We start from the raw sequence: 19,336 nt of genomic DNA on the forward strand, positions 1-19,336 counted from the left end.
GTTTCCGGTTGATGGCTATAGCGGAAATTGCATCCCATTCCGAGGCCCCAAACCGGGACACGCTTTCCGGCGCATGGCCAGCATCGCCAGACTGCCGAGTCCTACCGAAGTTGCGGTGGAATAGGGACTGTTTTGGAGGACTGGAGCCCCAAACAGTCCCTATTCCACCGCAACTTATGAGATGGGGTGGCGTGCTCTATTGGCTTGCTCTCGTGGTGAGGTCGTGAGCCTGTAAAAGGTGTGCGTGCGCTTGCCGTTCGTATCTGCTATCATTCCTAGTCTGTGCGCTCATGCGGGCGTGGCGGAATTGGTAGACGCGCCAGATTTAGGTTCTGGTGGGATTCCCGTGAAGGTTCGAGTCCTTTCGCCCGCACCAACGCATCTGCGTCGGCTTCGGCCGTCGCGACTCTTTGTTGCATAAAGGTACCAGCACCTCAGATAAGCTGGGCAGTATGAGGAGGAACGTGTTGAACATCACCGCTTCTGACGTCAAGGACGCCAAGCTCACCGCTACGGTCACCATCCCGGCCGCCGACGTCGACGCCGCGATTAAGAAGGCCTACAAGGACACCGCCAAGAAGTACCGCTTCCCGGGCTTCCGTGCCGGCAAGGCTCCCCGTCCGGTCATCGACTCCGCTCTTGGCGCCGAGGCTACCCTCGCTCAGGCCACCAACGACCTGATCGCCGCCAACGAGCCCGCCGTCCTCAACGAGCTGGACATCGTCCCCACCAAGAACGGTGACTACAAGGAGCTCGACCTCGCTAAGGATCACGAGGACTACACCTACACCGTCGAGTTCTCCCTGCGTCCTGCCGCCGAGCTCTCCTCCTTCGACGCCGTCGAGATCGAGATGCCTCCCGCGGAGGTCACCGAGTCCGAGATCAACAACCAGGTCGAGATGCTCCTCAACTACCGTGCCACCTTCGAGGACGTCGAGGGTCGCGCCGTCGAGGCCGAGGACTACGTCACCGTCGATCTCAAGGCCGTCGAGAACGCCGACAACTTTGCCGCCGAGGGCCGCATGCTCATCGCCGGTAGCGACAGCAACCCCAAGGAGTTCAACGAGGCCCTGATCGGCGCTAACGTTGACGACGTCAAGACCGTCACCTGGACCGACGAGGTCGAGGAGGGCGAGGAGGCCGAGACCCACACCGTCGAGGTCACCGTCAAGGGCATCAAGGTCCGCAACACCCCCGAGCTCACCGACGAGCTTGTCAAGTCCGACTTTGGCTTCGACAGCATCGACGCTATGCGCGACGCCATCAAGATCGAGATCGAGCAGGACAAGGCTTCCCGCCTGCCGGCCGAGAAGGAGAACCGTTGCGTCTCCGCTCTCGCCGAGCGCCTGCAGCTCGACGAGATGGATGCCGACTACGAGCAGTCCGTCTTTGAGGAGCTTGGCCAGAACTTCCTGTCCAACCTCGCTGCCCGCGGCATGACGCTGGACACCTGGCTGCCCGCTTCCGGTCTGACCATGGAGCAGTTCATCGGCGACCTGCACAAGCAGGCCAACGACGTCGCCCGCGAGTCCCTGGCTCTGGACGCCCTTGCCCGTGAGCTCAAGATTGAGGTCACCGAGGACGACATCAACGCCGAGTTCGAGAAGGCTGGCGTCAAGGACGTCGAGGCTTCCAAGGCTGAGTTCATCGCCGATGGCCGCATGCCTGCTGTCCGCGAGTCCATCCGTCGCTCCAAGGCCGTCGACCACCTGGTCGAGAACGCCAAGGTGACCGAGGTCGACGAGACCGCCAAGGACGCCGAGTAATTCTCGCCACCTTGCCCGCGAGCGCATGCGTGCGCCCGTGATGGGGTAAAGTTATACACCGGTTATCCGGTTGCTTCGTACGGTGCCAGCCAATGCATAGCATGCGGGCACCGTACGTTTATCTAGAACCAATTTGGTCCGCAAGAGAGAAATGGAGATGCGTATGATCGCCAAGTTCGATTCCGCCCTCGTGCCATACGTTATCGAGCAGACGCCGCGCGGCGAGCGCAGCTACGATATCTATTCGCGCCTGCTCAACGACCGCATCATCTTCTTGGGCGAGGAGATCAACTCCGTCAGCGCCAACCTGGTCGTTGCCCAGCTGCTGCATCTTGAGAGCCAGGATGCCGAGAAGGATATCTCGCTCTACATCAATTCGCCCGGCGGCGAGGTCTACTCCGGCCTGGCGATTCTGGACACCATGAACTTCATCAAGCCGCAGGTCTCGACCATCTGCGTCGGTATGGCCGCGTCTATGGCCGCCGTGTTGCTTTCGGCCGGCGCTAAGGGCAAGCGATTCTGCCTGCCGCACTCCAAGGTTATGATTCACCAGCCCAGCGGCGGTGCCCAGGGTCAGCAGACCGAGATCGAGATCGTGGCCGAGGAGATCAAGAAGACCCGCCGCGAGCTCAACCAGATCTTGTCCGATGCCTCGGGCCAGCCCATCGAGAAGGTCCAGGCCGATACCGAGCGCGACAACTACCTGACCGCTGCCGAGGCCCTCGACTACGGTCTGATCGACCGTATCGTCACCTCGCGCGATCTCGCCGCGAAGGACGCCTAGGATGGCAGGTAACATGCAGGACAACTTTGACGAGAACGGCAACCCCATCCGCTGCTCCTTCTGCGGAAAAGAGCAGGGCCAGGTCCGTCGCCTCGTAAAGGGTCCGACCAACATCTTTATCTGTGACGAGTGCGTCGCCGCCTGTTCCGAGATTCTGGAGGAGTCGCTGGCTTCGGACTTTATGGATGCCGCCCGCAACGGCAAGCTGCCGGGCTTCCTCAACGACCACGGTCAGGCTGCATCCCAGCCCGCCGTGGACCCCGAGACCGAGGGCTTTGAGCTTGAGGACGACCGCCAGGTCATTACGCACGTGCCGACGCCGCACGAGATCTATGACGAGCTTTCGGCCTATGTTATGGGTCAGGAGGACGCCAAGCGCGCCATGTCGGTGGCCGTGTACAACCACTATCGCCGCGTGATCGAGGGCGGCGCCGCGGTATCTGCCTTTGACGACGGCACGGGCTCGCAGTTCGATGACGATATGGACGAGGTAGAGCTCGCCAAGTCCAACATCCTGCTGCTCGGTCCCACCGGTACCGGTAAGACCCTGCTCGCCCAGACGCTTGCGCGCATCCTCGAGGTGCCGTTTGCCATCGCCGACGCCACCGCGCTCACCGAGGCCGGCTATGTGGGCGAGGACGTGGAGAACATCCTGCTCAAGCTCATCAATGCTGCCGATGGTGACATTGAGCGCGCTCAGGTGGGCATTATCTACGTGGACGAGATCGACAAGATCGCCCGCAAGGCCGAGAACCTCTCCATTACCCGCGATGTTTCGGGCGAGGGCGTTCAGCAGGCACTGCTTAAGATTCTTGAGGGCACGGTGGCCAGCGTTCCGCCCACCGGCGGCCGTAAGCATCCCCAGCAGGAGCTGTTGCAGATCGACACGACCAACATCCTGTTCATCTGTGGCGGTGCCTTTGTGGGTCTGGACAAGATCATCGCCGATCGCGTGGGCAACAAGGGCGTGGGCTTTAACTCCGAGATCGCCGGCCCCACCTCGGTCGACGAGAACGACCTGCTGCGTCAGGTGCTCCCGCAGGACCTCAACGCCTTTGGCATGATTCCCGAGTTCGTGGGACGTACGCCCGTCGTCACCCAGACGCAGGCGCTCGACGAGGACGACTTGGTGTCGATTCTGACCGAGCCCAAGAACGCTGTGGTGCGCCAGTACCGCAAGATGTTCCAGCTCGAGGACGTTGATCTTGAGTTTGAGGACGCCGCCCTGCACGAGATCGCCCGCATGGCGCTTGCCCGCAAGACCGGCGCCCGCGGCCTGCGTTCCATCTGCGAGGACGTGCTGCAGCAGACGATGTTCGACCTCCCCAGCGAGGAAGGCGTCACTAAGGTCATCGTGACCGAAGCCTCCGTAAAGGGCGAAGAGCAGCCCCAGCGCATCTACGGCTAAACCAGCCAAAAACGTGCTTGCAAATAGCCTCCGACCACCCGCGGTCGGAGGCTATTTTATATATACGCAATAACCCCAACTACCTGTGTTATTCTGTGTGTTTGTTTAAAGTCTCAGCAAAGTCCATTCAGACTGAAGTAATCGATACCTAAGGGGAGGAATGTAGGCCCGATTTTCGTAGATTCCGCACGAGCCGAAGACCACTTAATGTGGTCTTCGTGCGAGCCAGGACTTGACCGAGCGAAAATCGGGCCTACATTCCTCCCCGATGGGCAAGGGAGAGATATATGGAAGAAATGCCCAAGAACTACGATCCGTCGACCAACGAGCCGGCGATCCTGCAGAAGTGGCTCGACGGCGGCTACTATAAGCGCCGTGAGGGCGTGGGCGACTGCACCGTCACCATTCCGCCTCCCAACGTGACCGGCAAGCTCCACATGGGTCACGCTACCGACGACTCCATCCAGGACGCCATCATCCGTATGGCCCGCATGCGCGGCAAGTCCACGCGCTGGGTGCTCGGCACCGACCACGCCGGTATTGCCACGCAGACCAAGGTCGACAAGAAACTCAAGAGCGAGGGCATCAGCCGCCTGGAGATCGGTCGCGACAAGTTTGTCGACGCTTGCTGGGACTGGACCCACGAGTACGGCGGCATCATCGTCGAGCAGATCAAGCGCATGGGCTGCTCCGTCGACTTCGACAACGAGCGCTTCACCATGGACGAGGACTACGCGCAGGCCGTACGCAAGGTCTTTTGCGACTGGTACCACGACGGGCTGATCTACCGCGGCAAGCGCATCGTCAACTGGTGCCCCAACTGCACTACCGCTATCTCGGACGACGAGGCCGAGTACAAGGACGAGAAGGGCCATCTGTGGCACCTGCGCTACCCGCTGACCGAGCCGGTCAACGGCCAGGACTATATCGTCGTCGCCACCACGCGCCCCGAGACCATGCTCGGCGACACGGGCGTCGCCGTTTCCCCGAAGGACCCCGAGAAGGCCGCCTTCGTGGGCAAGACCGTCAAGCTCCCCATCGTCGACCGCGAAATTCCTATCTTTGAGGATTGGCATGTCGATGCCAACTTTGGCTCTGGCTTTGTCAAGGTCACCCCGGCCCACGACCCCAACGATTACGCTATGGGTCAGGCCCACGACCTGCCGCAAATTAATATCTTCGATGAGCACGCGGTGGTCGTCGAGGGCTACGGCGAGTTCACCGGTATGACCCGCGAGGAGTGCCGCGAGGCCGTCATCAAGTGGTTTGAGGAACATGACCTGCTCGATCACGTCGAGGACCTCGATCACTCCGTCATGCACTGCTACCGCTGCGACGCCGCGCTTGAGCCGTGGCTGTCCGAGCAGTGGTTCGTCGCCGTCGATAAGCTCAAGGGGCCGGCGCTCGACGCCGTCAACTCCGGCAAGGTCACCTTCCACCCCGCGCGCTGGACGCAGACCTACACCACCTGGATGGAGAACCTCAAGGATTGGTGCATCAGCCGCCAGCTGTGGTGGGGCCACCGCATCCCCGTGTTCTACTGCGAGGACTGCGGCTGGGAGGACGCCCTTACCGAGGACACCGACGTGTGCCCCAAGTGCGGCGGCCACCACGTGCATCAGGACGAGAATGTGCTTGACACCTGGTTCAGCTCGCAGCTGTGGACCTTCGCCACGCAGGGCTGGCCGCAAAAGCCGGAGCTGCTCGAGGGCCATCACCCCACGACGGCGCTCGTCACCGCGCGCGACATCATCGCGCTGTGGGTCGCTCGCATGGTCATGAGCTCGCTGTACTTCCTGGACGAGGTGCCTTTTAAGGACGTTGTCATCTACCCGACGATCCTTGCCAAGGACGGTAGCCGCATGTCCAAGTCCAAGGGCAACGGCGTTGACCCCATGGACCTCATTAGCATGTACGGCGCCGATGCCATGCGTTACAACCTGCTGACGCTCTGCACCAACAACCAGGACGTCAAGTTCGACGCGAACATCGACAAGAAGACCAAGAAGCTCATCGACAGCCCGCGCACCGACCAGGCTAAGTCGTTTGTGACCAAGATCTGGAACGCCAGCCGCTTCCTGCTTATGAACATGGAGGGCTACACGCCCGGCGAGCCCGTCGTTGAGACGCCGGCCGACGCCTGGATGTTCAGCCGCTTGGCCAAGGCCGTGAAGATGGTCACCGAGGGTATTGAGAACTACACCTTTGGCGACATGGCCCGCGGCGTGCAGCAGTTCTTCTGGAACGAGGTCTGCGACTGGTACGTCGAGGTCACCAAGGCCCGCCTGAAGGGCGAGGGCCGTCTGCAGGCCCAGCGCAACCTGATCTTTGTGCTCGACACCTCCATTCGCCTGATGCACCCGCTTATGCCGTTTGTCACCGAGGAGATCTGGGACAACATGCCTGCGAGCGTGCTCGATCTGGACGCCGAGGGCAACGTGAACCGCGCCGAGGCGCTCATGATCGCCAAGTGGCCCGAGCCCGCCGACTACGCCAAGTATGTTGACGAGGACGCCGAGCGCGCGTTTGAGCTGTGCCGCGCCGTCGTTTCCGCCGCCCGCGCCACGCGTTCGCGTTATCGCTTGAGCCCCAAGGCCGAGCTCGACGTGGTCGTGCGCGCCGGTGCCGAGGATATCGAGAAGCTCGAGAGTCTGCGCTCGACCATCGAGCCGCTGGCCAACACCGCTTCGCTGGTCATGGGTACCGACGTCGAGAAGCCGGCCGCGAGCATCGCCGTGGTTGATAGCGGCGTCGAGGTCTTTGTTGTGCTCGAGGGCAAGGTTGATCTTTCGGCCGAGAAGGCGCGCCTGGAGAAGGAGATTGCCGCGGCCCAGAAGGAGCTCGCCGGCTGCGAGAAGACGCTCGCCAACGAGGGCTTTGTGGCCAAGGCCGCGCCCGCGGTGGTCCAGAAGAAGAGGGACCGTGCAGCTGAGCTCAAGGAGATCCTGGCGGCGCTGACTGCTCAGGTTGCTGACTTCTCGTAGGCGGTACTGGGGGACGCGGTTTGGGGCTTTGCTCGCTACTGCGAACAGTCCTGCTCGCACGAAGGCCACATTAAGTGGCCTTCGGCTCGTGCGGAACTTGTATCGAGCAAAGCCCCAAACCGCTCCCATAGCGGTTACGGGGGCGTCCGCTGCCCGGTAGGGCCACTGGGCTGTGGCCTTGATTCTGCTGCAAAGCGGTGTTTGGCTGATATTTTGTATGGGAGGGGCTCGTTGTTGCTTACGGGCCTCTTTTTATGTTGAGGGGACTTTGGGTTATGGCTAAGCGTTCTGGGTCGTATGTCGTTCCTTTCTCGTTTGAGCTGCTTTCGTTTGATGAGGCTGTGGGGCTGGCTGCCGATACGGGGCGGATTTCTGGGGATGCTGGCCCTCTGCTCGAGACGGTTGTCGATATGCTTGATGAGCTGGGGCGTCCGGATGAGTATTTTGATTGCATTCAGGTTGCCGGTACCAATGGCAAGACTTCGACCACGCGTTTTTCGGCTGCCATTCTTCGTGGTGAGGGGCTCAAGACGGCGCTATATACGTCGCCGCAACTGGTGCGCTATCCTGAGCGCATGGAGGTCGATGGGCGCGTTGTGAGCGATGAGGCGTTTGCCTGTGGCGTTTCTGCCGCGGTCGAGGCGGGGCGTCGCGTGAATGCTCGTCGTGTGGCGGCGGGGGAGCGCGCCTATACCATCACGCCGTTTGATTTGCTGACAGCTGCCGCACTTGTCGTGTTTGCCGAGGCCGCGGTGGATGTTGCCGTGCTCGAGGTTGGCATGGGTGGGCGTTGGGACGCCACAAGCGCGACCGATCCCGTCGCCGTTGCCATTACGGGCATTGGGCTCGACCATACTCGTATTCTGGGCGATACGCTCGAGGCCATTGCAGGGGAGAAGGCTGCGGTCATTAAGCCCGGACGCCTGGTTGTGCTGGGCGAGGGCACACATGAGGCGAGCGTTCAGCGTGTGATGGATGCCCGTTGCCGCGAATGCGGTGTGGTGCCGCTCGTGGTGAGCCATGTCACGACTAAGGTGCCGGCGCATGTGGGCGACACGGTTGAGTTCAGCTGCACCACGCCGCGTGCGATCTATACGTCGAGTATGGTCAAGCCGGCATATCAGCCTCAGAATGCCGCGTGTGCGATTATGCTGTGCGAGGGCTATCTGGGCCGCGAGCTCGACCACGAGTCGCTCGACGCTTCTCTTATGGGCTGCCCCACGCCGGGTCGCTTTGATGTGCTGGGAACCGATCCGCTCAAGCTGATCGACGCCTGCCATAACCCCCAGAGCTGCGAGAACTTTGTGAGCGCGTTGGACGAGATCGATCCGTGCGTGGAGAATCGCCCCACGCTGCTGTGCGCTGCGCTGGCCGACAAGGACGTGGCAGGCATCGTCGACGTGCTGATTCCCGCCTTTCCACGCGTAGTCGTGACCCAGACCGATTCCGACCGCGCCCTGCCGGCGGAGGAGCTCGCTGCCCTCGTTGATGCCGATAAGCTCGCAGGCGTGTACTCCAGCGTTTCCGAGGCCCTTGCAGCTTTCAAGGCCGCAGGCGAGCCCTTCGTAGCAGCCGGCACCATCACCCTAGCCGGCGAAGTGGCCGGCCTGCTCCGTTAACCCATCCCCTCATCAGTTGCGGTGAAATACGGACTGTTTTACAAGCCAGAAGCCTCAAACAGGCCGTATATCACCGCAACTCAAAAGCAGTCAATTTGGGACGGGGCTTTTTTGGCTGCCCTGTGCCCCGAGTCGACTCGCTTGCCATGAAATTGGCCTGTCTACTACGTTTGACCGGTTACCCTCGACCACACGGAACATTGCGAAATTAAAACCGCAGGTAGACGGCTTGCGGATTTTGCGAAAAGTCGGTTATGGTCGACCCATGCGGGTTAAACGTAGTAGATAGGCCGTTTTTGTGGCGACATTCATGTGATGCGGCAAAGGGGCTGTCCCTTTGCCGCATTGCCTAGTCTAGGCGGACTGGATCGTGGGGGTAGGCGTTGAGAATCTCGACGCCGGACTCGGTCACCAAGGCCAAGTCCTCGATGCGGACGCCGGTGTGACCGGGGAGGTAGATGCCCGGCTCGATGGAGAAGGTCATGCCCGGCTCGACAACCTGCTCGTTGACGAGCGAGACGTCGCCCGGCTCGTGATCCTGCAGGCCGATCGAGTGACCCAGGCGATGCGTAAAGTACTGCCCATAGCCCGCATCCTCAATCACGTCGCGCGCGGCGCGGTCCAGGTCGCACATACGAACGCCCGGCGCGATAAGCGCTTCGGCGGCCTCGTTGGCACGGCGCACGATGTCGTAGATGCGTGCCGTCTCCTCGTCCGGCTCGCCCCAAAAGAACGTGCGCGTCATGTCCGAGCAATAGTTGCGGCGACGTCCACCAATGTCGAACAGCACCACGTCGCCACGCTTGAGCACGGTGTCGTCGGGCTCGTGATGCGGGTCGCCGGCGTTGGCGCCAAAGCTCACGATCGGCGGAAAGCTAAAGCCCTCGCAGCCGTGCTTTCGATACAGGCCGAGCATCTGGTCGGCAATTTCGCGCTCCGTTACGCCCTCGTGGACGAGTTTGATCGCGTCGGCCATCACGGCGTCGTTGGCGGCCGAAGATGCACGCATGAGTTCCTGCTCGGCGGCATCCTTGTAGGTGCGCGCGGCGGTGACGGCAAAGTCGCCCAGGAAAAACTCGCTTGCGGCGTGGCGCTCCAGAAGGGGCATCAAAAAGCCGGAGCGCATGACGGTATCGATGCCAAGCGGCTTGGTCGGATCGATCTCGCGCGCGATGGCATCGGCCACGACATCGGTATCGGTGTGGTAGGCAACGCGGGCATTGTCGTACTCGGGCAGCTGATGCAGGGCGTTGACCAAGATTACGGGCTCGTCATCGCTCGCGAGCAGCACACCGCAAAAACGCTCGAACATATCGGCATAAAAACCGGTCAGGTAATAAATCGACCACGGGTCGTTTACGAGCAGCTGTGCGCCGGGGTGCTGAGCCTCGAGCGCATCGAGCACGCGCGCCACACGCTGGTCATCGACATGTGCCATACATCGTCCTTTCGCTAGGGTGCCACCATGGTATCCCCAATGCCAGGGTAGTCAATTTGGGACGGGGCTATTTTAGATGCGTCAAACATGCGGGCTGATAGGTAAAAGTAGTCAATATGGTCCCGTCCCAAATGGGCTGGTTTCAAAAGTATGGCGGATTACGGGGCTGGACCTGTATTACTTGATCATGGGAAAAATCGCGAAATTAAAACCGCAGGTAGAGGGTTTATCAAAAATCGAAAATCGCCGGTATGGATGTGGGTATCCGAATCAGCCCCGTAATCCGTCATAGTTTTGAAATGGCACTAAAGTAGGCACAGGCTAAATACCAATTCCAAAGATAGTTGCGGTGGAATAGTTCCCGGATGCCGGGGTTTTGGCGGAAATCAGGAACTATTCCACCGCAATTGAGGAGGGGCGGGGTGGATTGCGGGGTAGCTAAAAGAGCCCCGTCCCAAATGAGCTACCTATGCAGAGTCGATGTCCATGCTGGCGATGAGGTCGGTACCGGTGTCTAGGAGGTTGGGGAGGACTACGTCGCCCATGCGGATGGGGGCATCGACGGTCAAGCCGCGGATGAGGTCCATGGCTTGGGCGTGGAGTGCCAGCGGGATGGCTTCGGCCGTGCGTACGGGCAGCAGCGCCTCGTCGCCGCCGGATACGGCCACGGTGGTGGTGAGCACGCGCATGGGGCAGGTGAGCTCTTGATGCGCGAACTTATCGCCGCGCGGGCAGCTGTTTCCGGTCACGAAGCGCACCTTTACCACGGCGCCGTCTGCGTCGCGCTCAACCTCTACAGTTAGGAGGCACTCGGAGGGGCAGGTGGTGCAGTTGAACTGCAGCGTCTCAGTCACATTCGTGTTCATGACGTTATGCCTCCTCGACGGGGTCGACGGAAAGGACAATCTCGCTGACACCCAGGCCGAGTGCGCGCTGAATCACCTTTGCCGGCAGTGGGAAGCTCTCCATTACGCTCGGTTTAAACGGGCGGACCTTGCCGGCGAATAGCTCCTCGCTTCCCGCGATAATGCGCACGCGGGCGGCGTCGACCGGCCGGCGTACACGGAAATTGAGTTTGGTGAGCGCCACGGTCGTAATGCGGCCCGGCAGTGCGTAGCCTGCGATGCCGGCGGGGGAGACCGTGAGTTCACAGCCCGGGCCCGCAGCGCTCGCCCCGGCGTCGCCGCCCAGCGCGTACGCCGCCGCAGCCGCACCGGCACGCTCGGACTCGGTCGTCACATTGTCTGCCAGGTCGTGCACGTGCAGTACGTTGCCGCAGGCAAAGATGCCCGGCACGCCCGTTTGCAGGCTCTGATCAACCACGGCGCCGCGCGTGCGTGGGTCAAGCTCAACGCCCGCGCCCACTGAAAGCTCGTTCTCGGGAATCAATCCCACCGAAAGCAGCAGCGTGTCGCACGGAACGATGCGCTCCGTTCCGGCAATGGGCGCCAGATGTTCGTCGACTTGGCTTACCTCGACCGCTTCCACGCGGTTGTGCCCGATCACGCGTGTGACGGTGGTGGACAGGTGCAGCGGAATTCCAAAGTCGTGCAGGCAGTTCTTCACATTGCGGCGCAGGCCGTTGGCGTACGGCATGAGCTCGTACACGCCCTCGACCGAAATCCCCTCGAGCGTGCAGCGGCGCGCCATGATAAGTCCGATGTCACCCGAGCCCAAAATGACGGCACGCGAGCCGGGCTTGAGGTTTTCGATATTGATGTATCGCTGCGCCAGGCCGGCCGTAAACACGCCGGCGGGGCGGCTACCGGGAATCTTGATCTCGCTGCGCGTGCGCTCACGGCAACCCATAGCAAGAACGACCGCACGTCCTGTGAGCTGCAGCATGCCAGTGGGGCTCATGAGCGTGACGGTGTGGGCTGCGGTGGCTCTCGGAGCCTCGTTCACGCCCGACGCGCTCGCGGCCGCGCCCTCACCCGAATCAATCCCAATCACCATGCTGTCCAAGAACGGCGCAATGTCGGTCGCGCGCACCTGGTCGATAAAGCGCTGCGCATACTCGGGGCCGGTGAGCTCCTGCTTAAAGTGCGATAGTCCAAAGCCGGGATGGATGCACTGGCGGAGGATTCCGCCCAGATGCTGCTCGCGCTCCACGATAGCCACGCGCGCGCTGGCCTTATGCGCGGAAAGCGCGGCCGCCATGCCGGCAGGTCCGCCGCCGATAACGACCACGTCGAACGCCTGCGTCGACACCGACGCTACAGCTCCGGTCTCCGCGCGATCGTCGCGCATACCAAACGTCGCCATCCTAGCGCACCCCCTTCAGCGGTCCCTCGACCAGCCAAGATCCGGCATCCTCCAGCAGCACCTTGCTGGGGTCACACCCCAGCTCGCGGGCCAGAATCGCCACCACGCGGCTCTGGCAAAAGCCACTCTGGCACCGACCCATGCCGGCACGGCAGCGGCGCTTGACGCCCTCGACCGAAACCGCGCCCGGGCGGCGTCGGATTGCGGCCACGATCTCGGCCTCGGGCACCGTCTCGCAGCGGCAGACGATCTGCCCCCACGCGGGGTCGGACTCAATCAGCTTTTCCTTGCGCGCGAGCGGCGCACGGTCGAAGTCGTCCGGCGCGCGGCGTATAGGGTCCCAGTCGTCCCGTTCGCGCAGAGCCACGCCGGCATCGCGCAGCACCTGCTCCATGCGCTCGGCAATGGCCGGCGCGCTTGCCACGCCCGGCGACTGAATGCCCGCGGCCTGGAACAGTCCCGAAACCACGTCCGACTGCCCAATAAAGAAGTCGTTGGTCCCCTGAATGACCGGACGTCCGCCGGCAAACGCGCGCACCACGCGGCGTGTGTCTAGATCGGGCACCAGCTTGCGCGCTCCCGTCAGCAGCGCGTTCACATCGCTTGCATAGGTCTGCGTGTCGCCTGGCTCGCGCACGGCGGCCGTCGCGGTAATCACGGTGTTGCCATGTACGGTGCCCGTGACGATAACGCCCTTGGACACCGGCGTGGGAACGGGGTAGAGCGGCATGAGCGCGCACGGCTCCTTGTCCAGCACTACGATGTTGCCCTGGCGCCAGACCATCTGAAACTCCTCGGCGCCGGCCATGTGCGAGATGTCCGCGGCACCGTTGCCCGCGGCGTTGATCAGGTAGCGGCAGCGCACGTTGCCAGCGGGGGTCGCCAGCGTAAAGCGCGCGTTGTCGCCCGTGCCCGCGACTTCAATCGCTTCCACCGACGCGGACCGCATAAACGTCACGCCGTTGGCGACCGCGTTCTCCAGCGCAGCAATGGCTACTTCAAACGGGTCAACGTAACCGGTCGAAGGGCACCATAGCGCGCACGTGGCCTGGGCACTCGCGCGCGGCTCCAGCTCGCGGATGCGCTCGGGGCCGATAATCGACAGCTCGGGCACGCCGTTGGCCAGGCCATTCTGGCGCAGCTTCTGCAGGTGCGCGCGGTCCTCGTCGTTAAACCCCAGAACCATCGACCCGGTGCGGCGGAATAAAAAGCCCAGTTCCTTAGCCCAGGTGCCATACAGCTCGCAACCACGGGCATTGACCTGAGCCTTTACCGTGCCCGGCGCCGGATCGTAGCCGGCATGCACCAGGCCGCCGTTGGCCTTCGATGCGCCCAGCGCGATATCGTTTGCCGCCTCGACCACGCAAATGGACAGGTCAAACCGCGCGAGCTGCCGCGCGATGGCGCACCCGGTAATGCCCGCGCCCACAATTGCGATATCAAACGTTTCTGTCACGGTGCCTCCAAGACAAGTTGACAGGATGTCAATAAGACCATCCTACGGTCTGCATGCCCCCAGTGCGGCGGCAATGCGGCGAACAGCCCCGCAACACCCGCCAACGGCAGGCGAGGGAGACCCGGCAACGTCGACAACCTCGTCTGCCGCCCCTGGTGTCAGAGATTTGTCTCGATCTGTAACATCTGGGACCGTTTTCGCCGAGTGGTTGTTACAGATTGAGACATTCAGCCTGGACGTTTTCCTTTGTCTCAATCTGTAACAGTTAGTTGATGATTTGGGTTCTAGATGTTACAGATCAAGACAAACCTTTCGGCGGATTTTGAATGTCTCGGTCTGTAACAGTTAGACGAGGATTTGGGTCCTAGATGTTACAGATCGAGATATTTGCCATGCAGGTCCCCCGTTTGTCTCGATCCATAACATCTAGACCCGGATTCCGCTTCCACCTGTTGCAGATTGAGATGTTTGTGTCCGCGCCAGCCCCGTACCCAGCCGCAGTCCCATATAAACAAACCCCGTGGTAAACTTGACCGAACTGTTAATATTCCGAAAGGTACCCGTAATGTCCAAGTACATCTCCGAGCTCATGTCGCCGCAGCTTATGGGCGTCGTCTATGCCTTCGTTGGCTTTATCATCGCCCTGTATGTGCTGTCGGTCGTCTATGTGTTCATCGACGCTCGCCGCCGCGGCGCCAGCGCCTACGTGGCATGGGGCATCATCGCCCTCATCCCGTTTGTGGGCCTCATCTCCTACCTGGTCCTGCGCCCGCACTCCTATGCGTCCGACCGCGAGGAGCAGGAGCTGGACATGGCCCTGCGCGAGCGCCAGCTTGCCCAGTACGGTACCTGCCCGCAGTGCGGCGCGCCCATCGAGAAGGACTTCGTCGTTTGCCCGGTGTGCGATACCCAGGTTCGCAACGTCTGCCCCAGCTGCCATCGCCCGCTCGATGCGCACTGGAAGGTCTGCCCCTACTGCCGAACTCGCATCCAGTAACGCATCCATCGCCGGGCCGGCCGCAAGCCACGGGCACCGCACGTCCCGCGCAAGCCACACGCGCAACCCGCCCCACACGATGAAGCATGCGTAGAAAATCGCCCGCCGTGCCATTAAGGTGCGGCGGGCGCTTGTATACCAAGGCAACCTGCCTATAATGATGCAAGTCAAAAACGCCGAGCGCATCGCACGCACTTGCATCAGGCATCCGAGAGGAGAAAACATACCCATGAAGGCACTCTACAATGACGGTTCGGTGGCCGAGCTCCCGCAGGACGAGGTCACGCACGTCATCCGTCACTCCGCCGCGCACATCATGGCGCAGGCCATTAAGCGCCTGTACCCCCAGGCCGACTTTGCCTACGGTCCCGCGACCGACAACGGCTTCTACTACGACGTCGACCTGCCCGAGGGCGTCAAGATCAGCGAGGACGACTTTCCCGCGATCGAGGCCGAGATGAAGAAGATCGTCAAGGAGAACCTCAAGTTCTCCGTGTACGAGAAGCCCCGCGCCGAGGCCATCGCCCTTATGGAGGAGCGCGGCGAGAAGTACAAGGTCGAGCACATCGGCGACCTGGACGACGACGCCCGCATCACCTTCTACCAGCAGGGCGACTACATCGACATGTGCGTCGGTCCCCACATCTGCTACACCAAGGCGCTGAAGGCCTTTAAGCTCACCGGCGTCTCGGGCGCCTACTGGAAGGGCGACAAGGACAACAAGATGCTCACCCGCATCAACGGCGTCGCCTTTGCCACCAAGGAAGAGCTCGACGAGCACATGCACATGCTGGAGGAGGCCAAGAAGCGCGACCACCGCAAGATCGGCCGCGAGATGGACCTCTTTATGATGCGCGACGAGGCCCCCGGCTTCCCGTTCTTCCTGCCCAACGGCATGATTCTTAAGAACACGCTGCTGGACTACTGGCGCGAGATTCACCACAAGGCCGGCTACGTGGAGATCTCCACGCCGCTCATCATGAACAAGCAGCTGTGGAAGACCTCGGGCCACTGGGACCACTACAAGGACAACATGTACTCCACCGTCATCGACGACGAAGAGTACTGCATTAAGCCCATGAACTGCCCGGGCGGTGTGCTGGTGTACGCCTCCAAGCCGCACTCCTACCGCGAGCTGCCCATTCGCGCTGGCGAGATTGGCCTGGTGCACCGCCACGAGCTGCGCGGCGCCCTGCACGGCCTGTTCCGCGTGCGCTGCTTTAACCAGGACGACGCCCACCTGTTTGTGCGCCCCGACCAGCTGACCGACGAGATCGTGGGTGTGGTCAACCTCATCGACTCCGTGTACCAGAAGTTCGGCTTTAAGTACCACGTAGAGCTTTCCACCCGCCCCGAGGACTCCATGGGTTCGGACGAGGATTGGGCGCGCGCCGAGGAGGGCCTGCGCACCGCTCTGGAGAAGCTGGGCATGGACTACGAGGTCAACGAGGGCGACGGCGCCTTCTATGGCCCCAAGATCGACTTCCACCTGGAGGACTCGCTCGGCCGCACTTGGCAGTGCGGTACCGTCCAGCTCGACTTCCAGATGCCGCTCAACTTTGATCTGGAGTACGTGGACGCCGACGGCACCAAGAAGCGCCCCATCATGCTGCACCGCGTTTGCTTTGGCTCCATCGAGCGCTTCATCGGTATTCTGATTGAGCACTTTGCGGGTAAGTTCCCCACCTGGCTGGCTCCCGTGCAGGTCAAGGCACTTCCCGTCTCCGAGAAGAGCCGCGACTACGCCCACGAGGTGTGCGCCAAGCTGGAGGAGGCCGGCATTCGCGTGGTTTGCGACGACCGCGACGAGAAGATCGGCTACAAGATTCGCGAGGCCCGCAGCATCGACCGCGTGCCCTACATGCTCATCCTGGGCGAGAAGGAGGTCGAGGCCGGCAACATCTCCGTCCGCGATCGCTCCAACGAGACCGTTCAGATGAGCGTTGACGAGTTTGTTGCCAAGGTGCTCGAGGAGATCAAAACCCGCGCCTAAACCGTTAACTCTTTGTTTCGGACTTGGGAGGTCGATTGGATGTCGGTCTCCCATTTTTAATAAGATGTAAAGCTAGGTGAGTGGCTAATCATCTTGCGAGAATTCAAGTGAGGGCATACTTTCATTAATATTTATCAATACTGATATATAAATGCCCACCCTACTGCATTTTAATGACTCGCATATTGTGTAATATGCGATTAATGAAAGGATCTCTTTTCATGGGTAGCGAGCACAGTCGCAATTCAAACATTGAATTACTAAAAATTATCGCAATTGTGGGTATCGTGGTTTCACATGTTGTCCAAACATTGCTGATCCCTGAGGAAGGGGGCTATGCGGCATGGCGTGTGGACTATTCTATTGCTACTTTGGATATTGGGTTTTGGGTACTTGTATTTCTCCGCACTCTCGGTGCTTTTGGGAATTCGATCTTTGTTGTAGCGTCTTCTTGGTTTCTTGCGGCAGATGACTCAGTCAAGATAAAAAAAATTGCACGTATATTAATTGATGTATTTATAATATCAATTGCGCTATTATTGCTGTGTATTTTCATCGGAATTAGGCTTGATGCCAAGACTTTGATAAAATGCATTTTTCCCACAACATATTGTAATAATTGGTTTGTGACGTGTTATTTGATGCTTTATGCCATCCATGCCTGTTTGAATCGCATGTACGATTCGATAGGAAAGAGGAATCATGCATTTCTTTGCTTCGGACTTATTGCATTTTATATGTTCATTCCGATGGTTAAGCACGGGGCGTTTTTCAGCACTGAGTTTATCGTTATGGTTTCGATGTATACAGTAGTGGCATATTTGCGTCGTTATGCATCGTCCTTGATCAACAATAGAGCTTTTAATACCAAACTTGTTCTGTTCGGATTCTGCGCAACTTGTTTTTTAATCATGCTTCTTGAAATTGCAGGCGTTCATTTTGGTTTTCTAGCTAATAGAATGCTTCAATTTGACTTTAATGGTAATCCTTTTTTGTTCATTGCTAGTGTCGGTCTTTTTAATCTGGCACGCTTAAATCCTTTCTCTTGTTCTGCTATTAATGCTTTATCGTCTACGTCGCTCTATGTTTATCTTATTCATGAGAATCTGCTTGTGAGGCAGTTTATAAGACCTGCCATCTGGATTTATATCTATGATTCGTTTGGCTATACTTTTCTATTCTTCTGGATTGCAGTTTTGTCGATATTCATATTTACGATCTCTGTTATGCTTTCGTTTCTTTATTTAAATACGTTTGGAAACAAAATAGATAGAGTGAGTCAGGCAGCTACGGAATGTCTATCGAGGTTGTTTACAGGCATCTGTAAATAACCTTGGACAGGGATTGAATTTCAAGTTGGTTTTATTCCCGGCTGAGCGCCCACGGTATATATCCGCGATTGCTTCTATCTAAACGACCACGATATCGAGAGCTCCATTTTTGCTCCTTGTCAAAAGTGCTGGTGAAGTGTGCTTCGTGGGGCTCGATGGCTGTATTCCATTCAGCCCGGCGCGTGTCCTGTGGCCAACCTTGTGCCCAAGCTTCATGTCGGTCGCGTTGTCCATGCGTTTGCCATGTCTTGACTTGATTGTTGTTACGAACTGGCGTAAGTTCTGTCTGTACGCATCCTCTGGACTGTGTTCCGTTCGCGTCTGGTGAGCATGCAGTATGCTCTCAGGCCCCCTTCTGACAGATTGTCGTCCTTTGGCTCTTCTGGGCAGGAGGGCGATAGCAGCCCCTGCATTTATCACAAATATGGAATTAAGGATCATATCGTGTCGGTCCTCAATTATCGGTTTAATTATTCATAGAGATATGATTTGTTTCTATCAGTTTAATTCACTGATCGGATTAATTGATTTTTTTGATCTGTCATTAACGACTACCATTTATCTAAAAGTCGCTGGTTAAGCGGCTTTTTGTTTCACAAAAAGGTACAGATTTTTCAATCATTCACAGACGTTATTATACGAGCAACTAATCAGCGTTTGCGCAGATCGCGCAAAAAGTTCTGCTAGTAGGTGCATCTCCATAACCCTCTAGAAAAACCTGTACTTTTGCGACTGCGCCTAGTTGCGAGCGAGAAGCCTGTTCTTAACGCCCCTGCATTTGCGTGCATCGCAAAGCGGGAGGGGGGTGATGACATGGAGCAGACGGCACAGCGCCAAGAGCATCTGCCCGGTGTATTTAACGGCGCCACCACCAGCAGCCAGCATGGCTGCGTGCGCTGGTATCTGGTCCACACCTCCAATGGAAAAGAGCGCGAGACCTGCGAAAAGGTTCGACGCATTATCCCGCACGAGCTTATGAAAGACGCTTTTGTGATGAAAAAGGAGTTCTGGTTTAAGCGGGACGGCGTCTGGTCGCTCCAAACCAAACCCATGTACAAGGAATACTTCTGCGCCGCTGCGCACGATGCCCCCGCGCTTGATAGGGCTTTGGCTGTCGCATCGCCGGTAGTAGGGAGTGGGCTTACATGCCCATGCCGGACGATGCGCAGGACTGGTACCGCAGCGTATTGGATGACGACGTGGTGCGCAAGCGTAGCCCGTATAGAAGACGGCGTGTTGCACATAGAGCAGGGTCCCTTGGTGGGGTAAGAGGCCCGTGTTAAATGGATCGACCG

At 59.4% G+C, this 19,336-nt stretch carries 13 protein-coding genes and 1 tRNA gene; 10 read left to right on the plus strand and 4 right to left on the minus strand.

Translation table 11 applies throughout. The features are described 5' to 3' along the window. Positions 1 to 292 precede the first annotated feature (292 nt). The 6 genes from AAAX36_RS01275 (at position 293) to AAAX36_RS01300 (ending at position 8,561) form a co-directional block, all read left to right on the plus strand. Positions 293 to 376 (plus strand) — tRNA-Leu (locus AAAX36_RS01275). 88 nt (positions 377 to 464) lie between these two features. Further along, positions 465 to 1,766: a trigger factor gene (tig, locus tag AAAX36_RS01280; protein ID WP_253276047.1), complete on the plus strand. Its 1,302-nt coding sequence runs from the start codon at positions 465 to 467 to the stop codon at positions 1,764 to 1,766. 163 nt (positions 1,767 to 1,929) lie between these two features. Further along, on the plus strand, positions 1,930 to 2,550 hold the full coding sequence (locus AAAX36_RS01285; RefSeq protein ID WP_022095182.1) for an ATP-dependent Clp protease proteolytic subunit: 621 nt from the start codon (positions 1,930 to 1,932) through the stop codon (positions 2,548 to 2,550). Position 2,551: 1 nt separating this feature from the next. Further along, positions 2,552 to 3,958, plus strand: coding sequence for an ATP-dependent Clp protease ATP-binding subunit ClpX (gene clpX / locus AAAX36_RS01290; RefSeq protein WP_349073728.1), 1,407 nt, complete (start codon positions 2,552 to 2,554; stop codon positions 3,956 to 3,958). 287 nt (positions 3,959 to 4,245) lie between these two features. Then, complete coding sequence (locus AAAX36_RS01295; protein WP_349073729.1) at positions 4,246 to 6,942, plus strand: valine--tRNA ligase; 2,697 nt, start codon at positions 4,246 to 4,248, stop codon at positions 6,940 to 6,942. Between the two features lie 275 nt (positions 6,943 to 7,217). Further along, a complete protein-coding gene (locus AAAX36_RS01300; RefSeq protein ID WP_349073730.1) occupies positions 7,218 to 8,561 on the plus strand; it encodes a Mur ligase family protein in 1,344 nt (447 codons plus the stop codon). 349 nt (positions 8,562 to 8,910) lie between these two features. Here AAAX36_RS01300 and AAAX36_RS01305 read toward each other — a convergent pair whose 3' ends face one another. The 4 genes from AAAX36_RS01305 to AAAX36_RS01320 all read right to left on the minus strand — a co-directional run bounded on the left by AAAX36_RS01305 (position 8,911) and on the right by AAAX36_RS01320 (position 13,720). Continuing rightward, positions 8,911 to 9,999 (minus strand): aminopeptidase P family protein, encoded by a 1,089-nt coding sequence (locus AAAX36_RS01305; RefSeq protein WP_271736932.1) that lies wholly within the window; start codon positions 9,997 to 9,999, stop codon positions 8,911 to 8,913. A 467-nt stretch (positions 10,000 to 10,466) separates the two neighbouring features. After that, positions 10,467 to 10,865 (minus strand): DUF1667 domain-containing protein, encoded by a 399-nt coding sequence (locus tag AAAX36_RS01310; protein ID WP_349073731.1) that lies wholly within the window; start codon positions 10,863 to 10,865, stop codon positions 10,467 to 10,469. Positions 10,866 to 10,869: 4 nt separating this feature from the next. Further along, positions 10,870 to 12,249, minus strand: a complete 1,380-nt coding sequence (locus AAAX36_RS01315) for an FAD-dependent oxidoreductase (protein WP_349073750.1) — start codon at positions 12,247 to 12,249, stop codon at positions 10,870 to 10,872. Between the two features lie 16 nt (positions 12,250 to 12,265). Next, positions 12,266 to 13,720, minus strand: coding sequence for an NAD(P)/FAD-dependent oxidoreductase (locus AAAX36_RS01320; protein ID WP_349073732.1), 1,455 nt, complete (start codon positions 13,718 to 13,720; stop codon positions 12,266 to 12,268). Positions 13,721 to 14,285: 565 nt separating this feature from the next. Here AAAX36_RS01320 and AAAX36_RS01325 point away from each other — a divergent pair. From AAAX36_RS01325 to AAAX36_RS01340, 4 genes are all read left to right on the plus strand, one after another. Continuing rightward, positions 14,286 to 14,717, plus strand: a complete 432-nt coding sequence (locus AAAX36_RS01325) for a zinc ribbon domain-containing protein (RefSeq protein ID WP_271736935.1) — start codon at positions 14,286 to 14,288, stop codon at positions 14,715 to 14,717. A gap of 229 nt (positions 14,718 to 14,946) precedes the next feature. Further along, positions 14,947 to 16,710: a threonine--tRNA ligase gene (thrS, locus tag AAAX36_RS01330; protein WP_089571656.1), complete on the plus strand. Its 1,764-nt coding sequence runs from the start codon at positions 14,947 to 14,949 to the stop codon at positions 16,708 to 16,710. 221 nt (positions 16,711 to 16,931) lie between these two features. Continuing rightward, positions 16,932 to 18,041, plus strand: coding sequence for an acyltransferase family protein (locus tag AAAX36_RS01335; RefSeq protein ID WP_349073733.1), 1,110 nt, complete (start codon positions 16,932 to 16,934; stop codon positions 18,039 to 18,041). An 813-nt stretch (positions 18,042 to 18,854) separates the two neighbouring features. Continuing rightward, positions 18,855 to 19,310 (plus strand): hypothetical protein, encoded by a 456-nt coding sequence (locus AAAX36_RS01340; RefSeq protein WP_349073734.1) that lies wholly within the window; start codon positions 18,855 to 18,857, stop codon positions 19,308 to 19,310. Positions 19,311 to 19,336 lie beyond the last annotated feature (26 nt).

The sequence above is a fragment of the Collinsella sp. CLA-ER-H10 genome (assembly GCF_040092475.1).
Classification (GTDB): Bacteria; Actinomycetota; Coriobacteriia; order Coriobacteriales; family Coriobacteriaceae; genus Collinsella.

Coding starts and splice junctions, on each gene's coding strand:
- clpX (WP_349073728.1), top strand. CDS start 2,552: ATGGCAGGTAACATGCAGGACAACTTTGACGAGAACGGCAACCCCATC.
- AAAX36_RS01300 (WP_349073730.1), top strand. CDS start 7,218: ATGGCTAAGCGTTCTGGGTCGTATGTCGTTCCTTTCTCGTTTGAGCTG.
- thrS (WP_089571656.1), top strand. CDS start 14,947: ATGAAGGCACTCTACAATGACGGTTCGGTGGCCGAGCTCCCGCAGGAC.
- AAAX36_RS01315 (WP_349073750.1), bottom strand. CDS start 12,249: ATGCGCGACGATCGCGCGGAGACCGGAGCTGTAGCGTCGGTGTCGACG.
- AAAX36_RS01295 (WP_349073729.1), top strand. CDS start 4,246: ATGGAAGAAATGCCCAAGAACTACGATCCGTCGACCAACGAGCCGGCG.
- AAAX36_RS01285 (WP_022095182.1), top strand. CDS start 1,930: ATGATCGCCAAGTTCGATTCCGCCCTCGTGCCATACGTTATCGAGCAG.
- AAAX36_RS01325 (WP_271736935.1), top strand. CDS start 14,286: ATGTCCAAGTACATCTCCGAGCTCATGTCGCCGCAGCTTATGGGCGTC.
- AAAX36_RS01340 (WP_349073734.1), top strand. CDS start 18,855: ATGGAGCAGACGGCACAGCGCCAAGAGCATCTGCCCGGTGTATTTAAC.
- AAAX36_RS01310 (WP_349073731.1), bottom strand. CDS start 10,865: ATGAACACGAATGTGACTGAGACGCTGCAGTTCAACTGCACCACCTGC.
- AAAX36_RS01335 (WP_349073733.1), top strand. CDS start 16,932: ATGGGTAGCGAGCACAGTCGCAATTCAAACATTGAATTACTAAAAATT.
- AAAX36_RS01305 (WP_271736932.1), bottom strand. CDS start 9,999: ATGGCACATGTCGATGACCAGCGTGTGGCGCGCGTGCTCGATGCGCTC.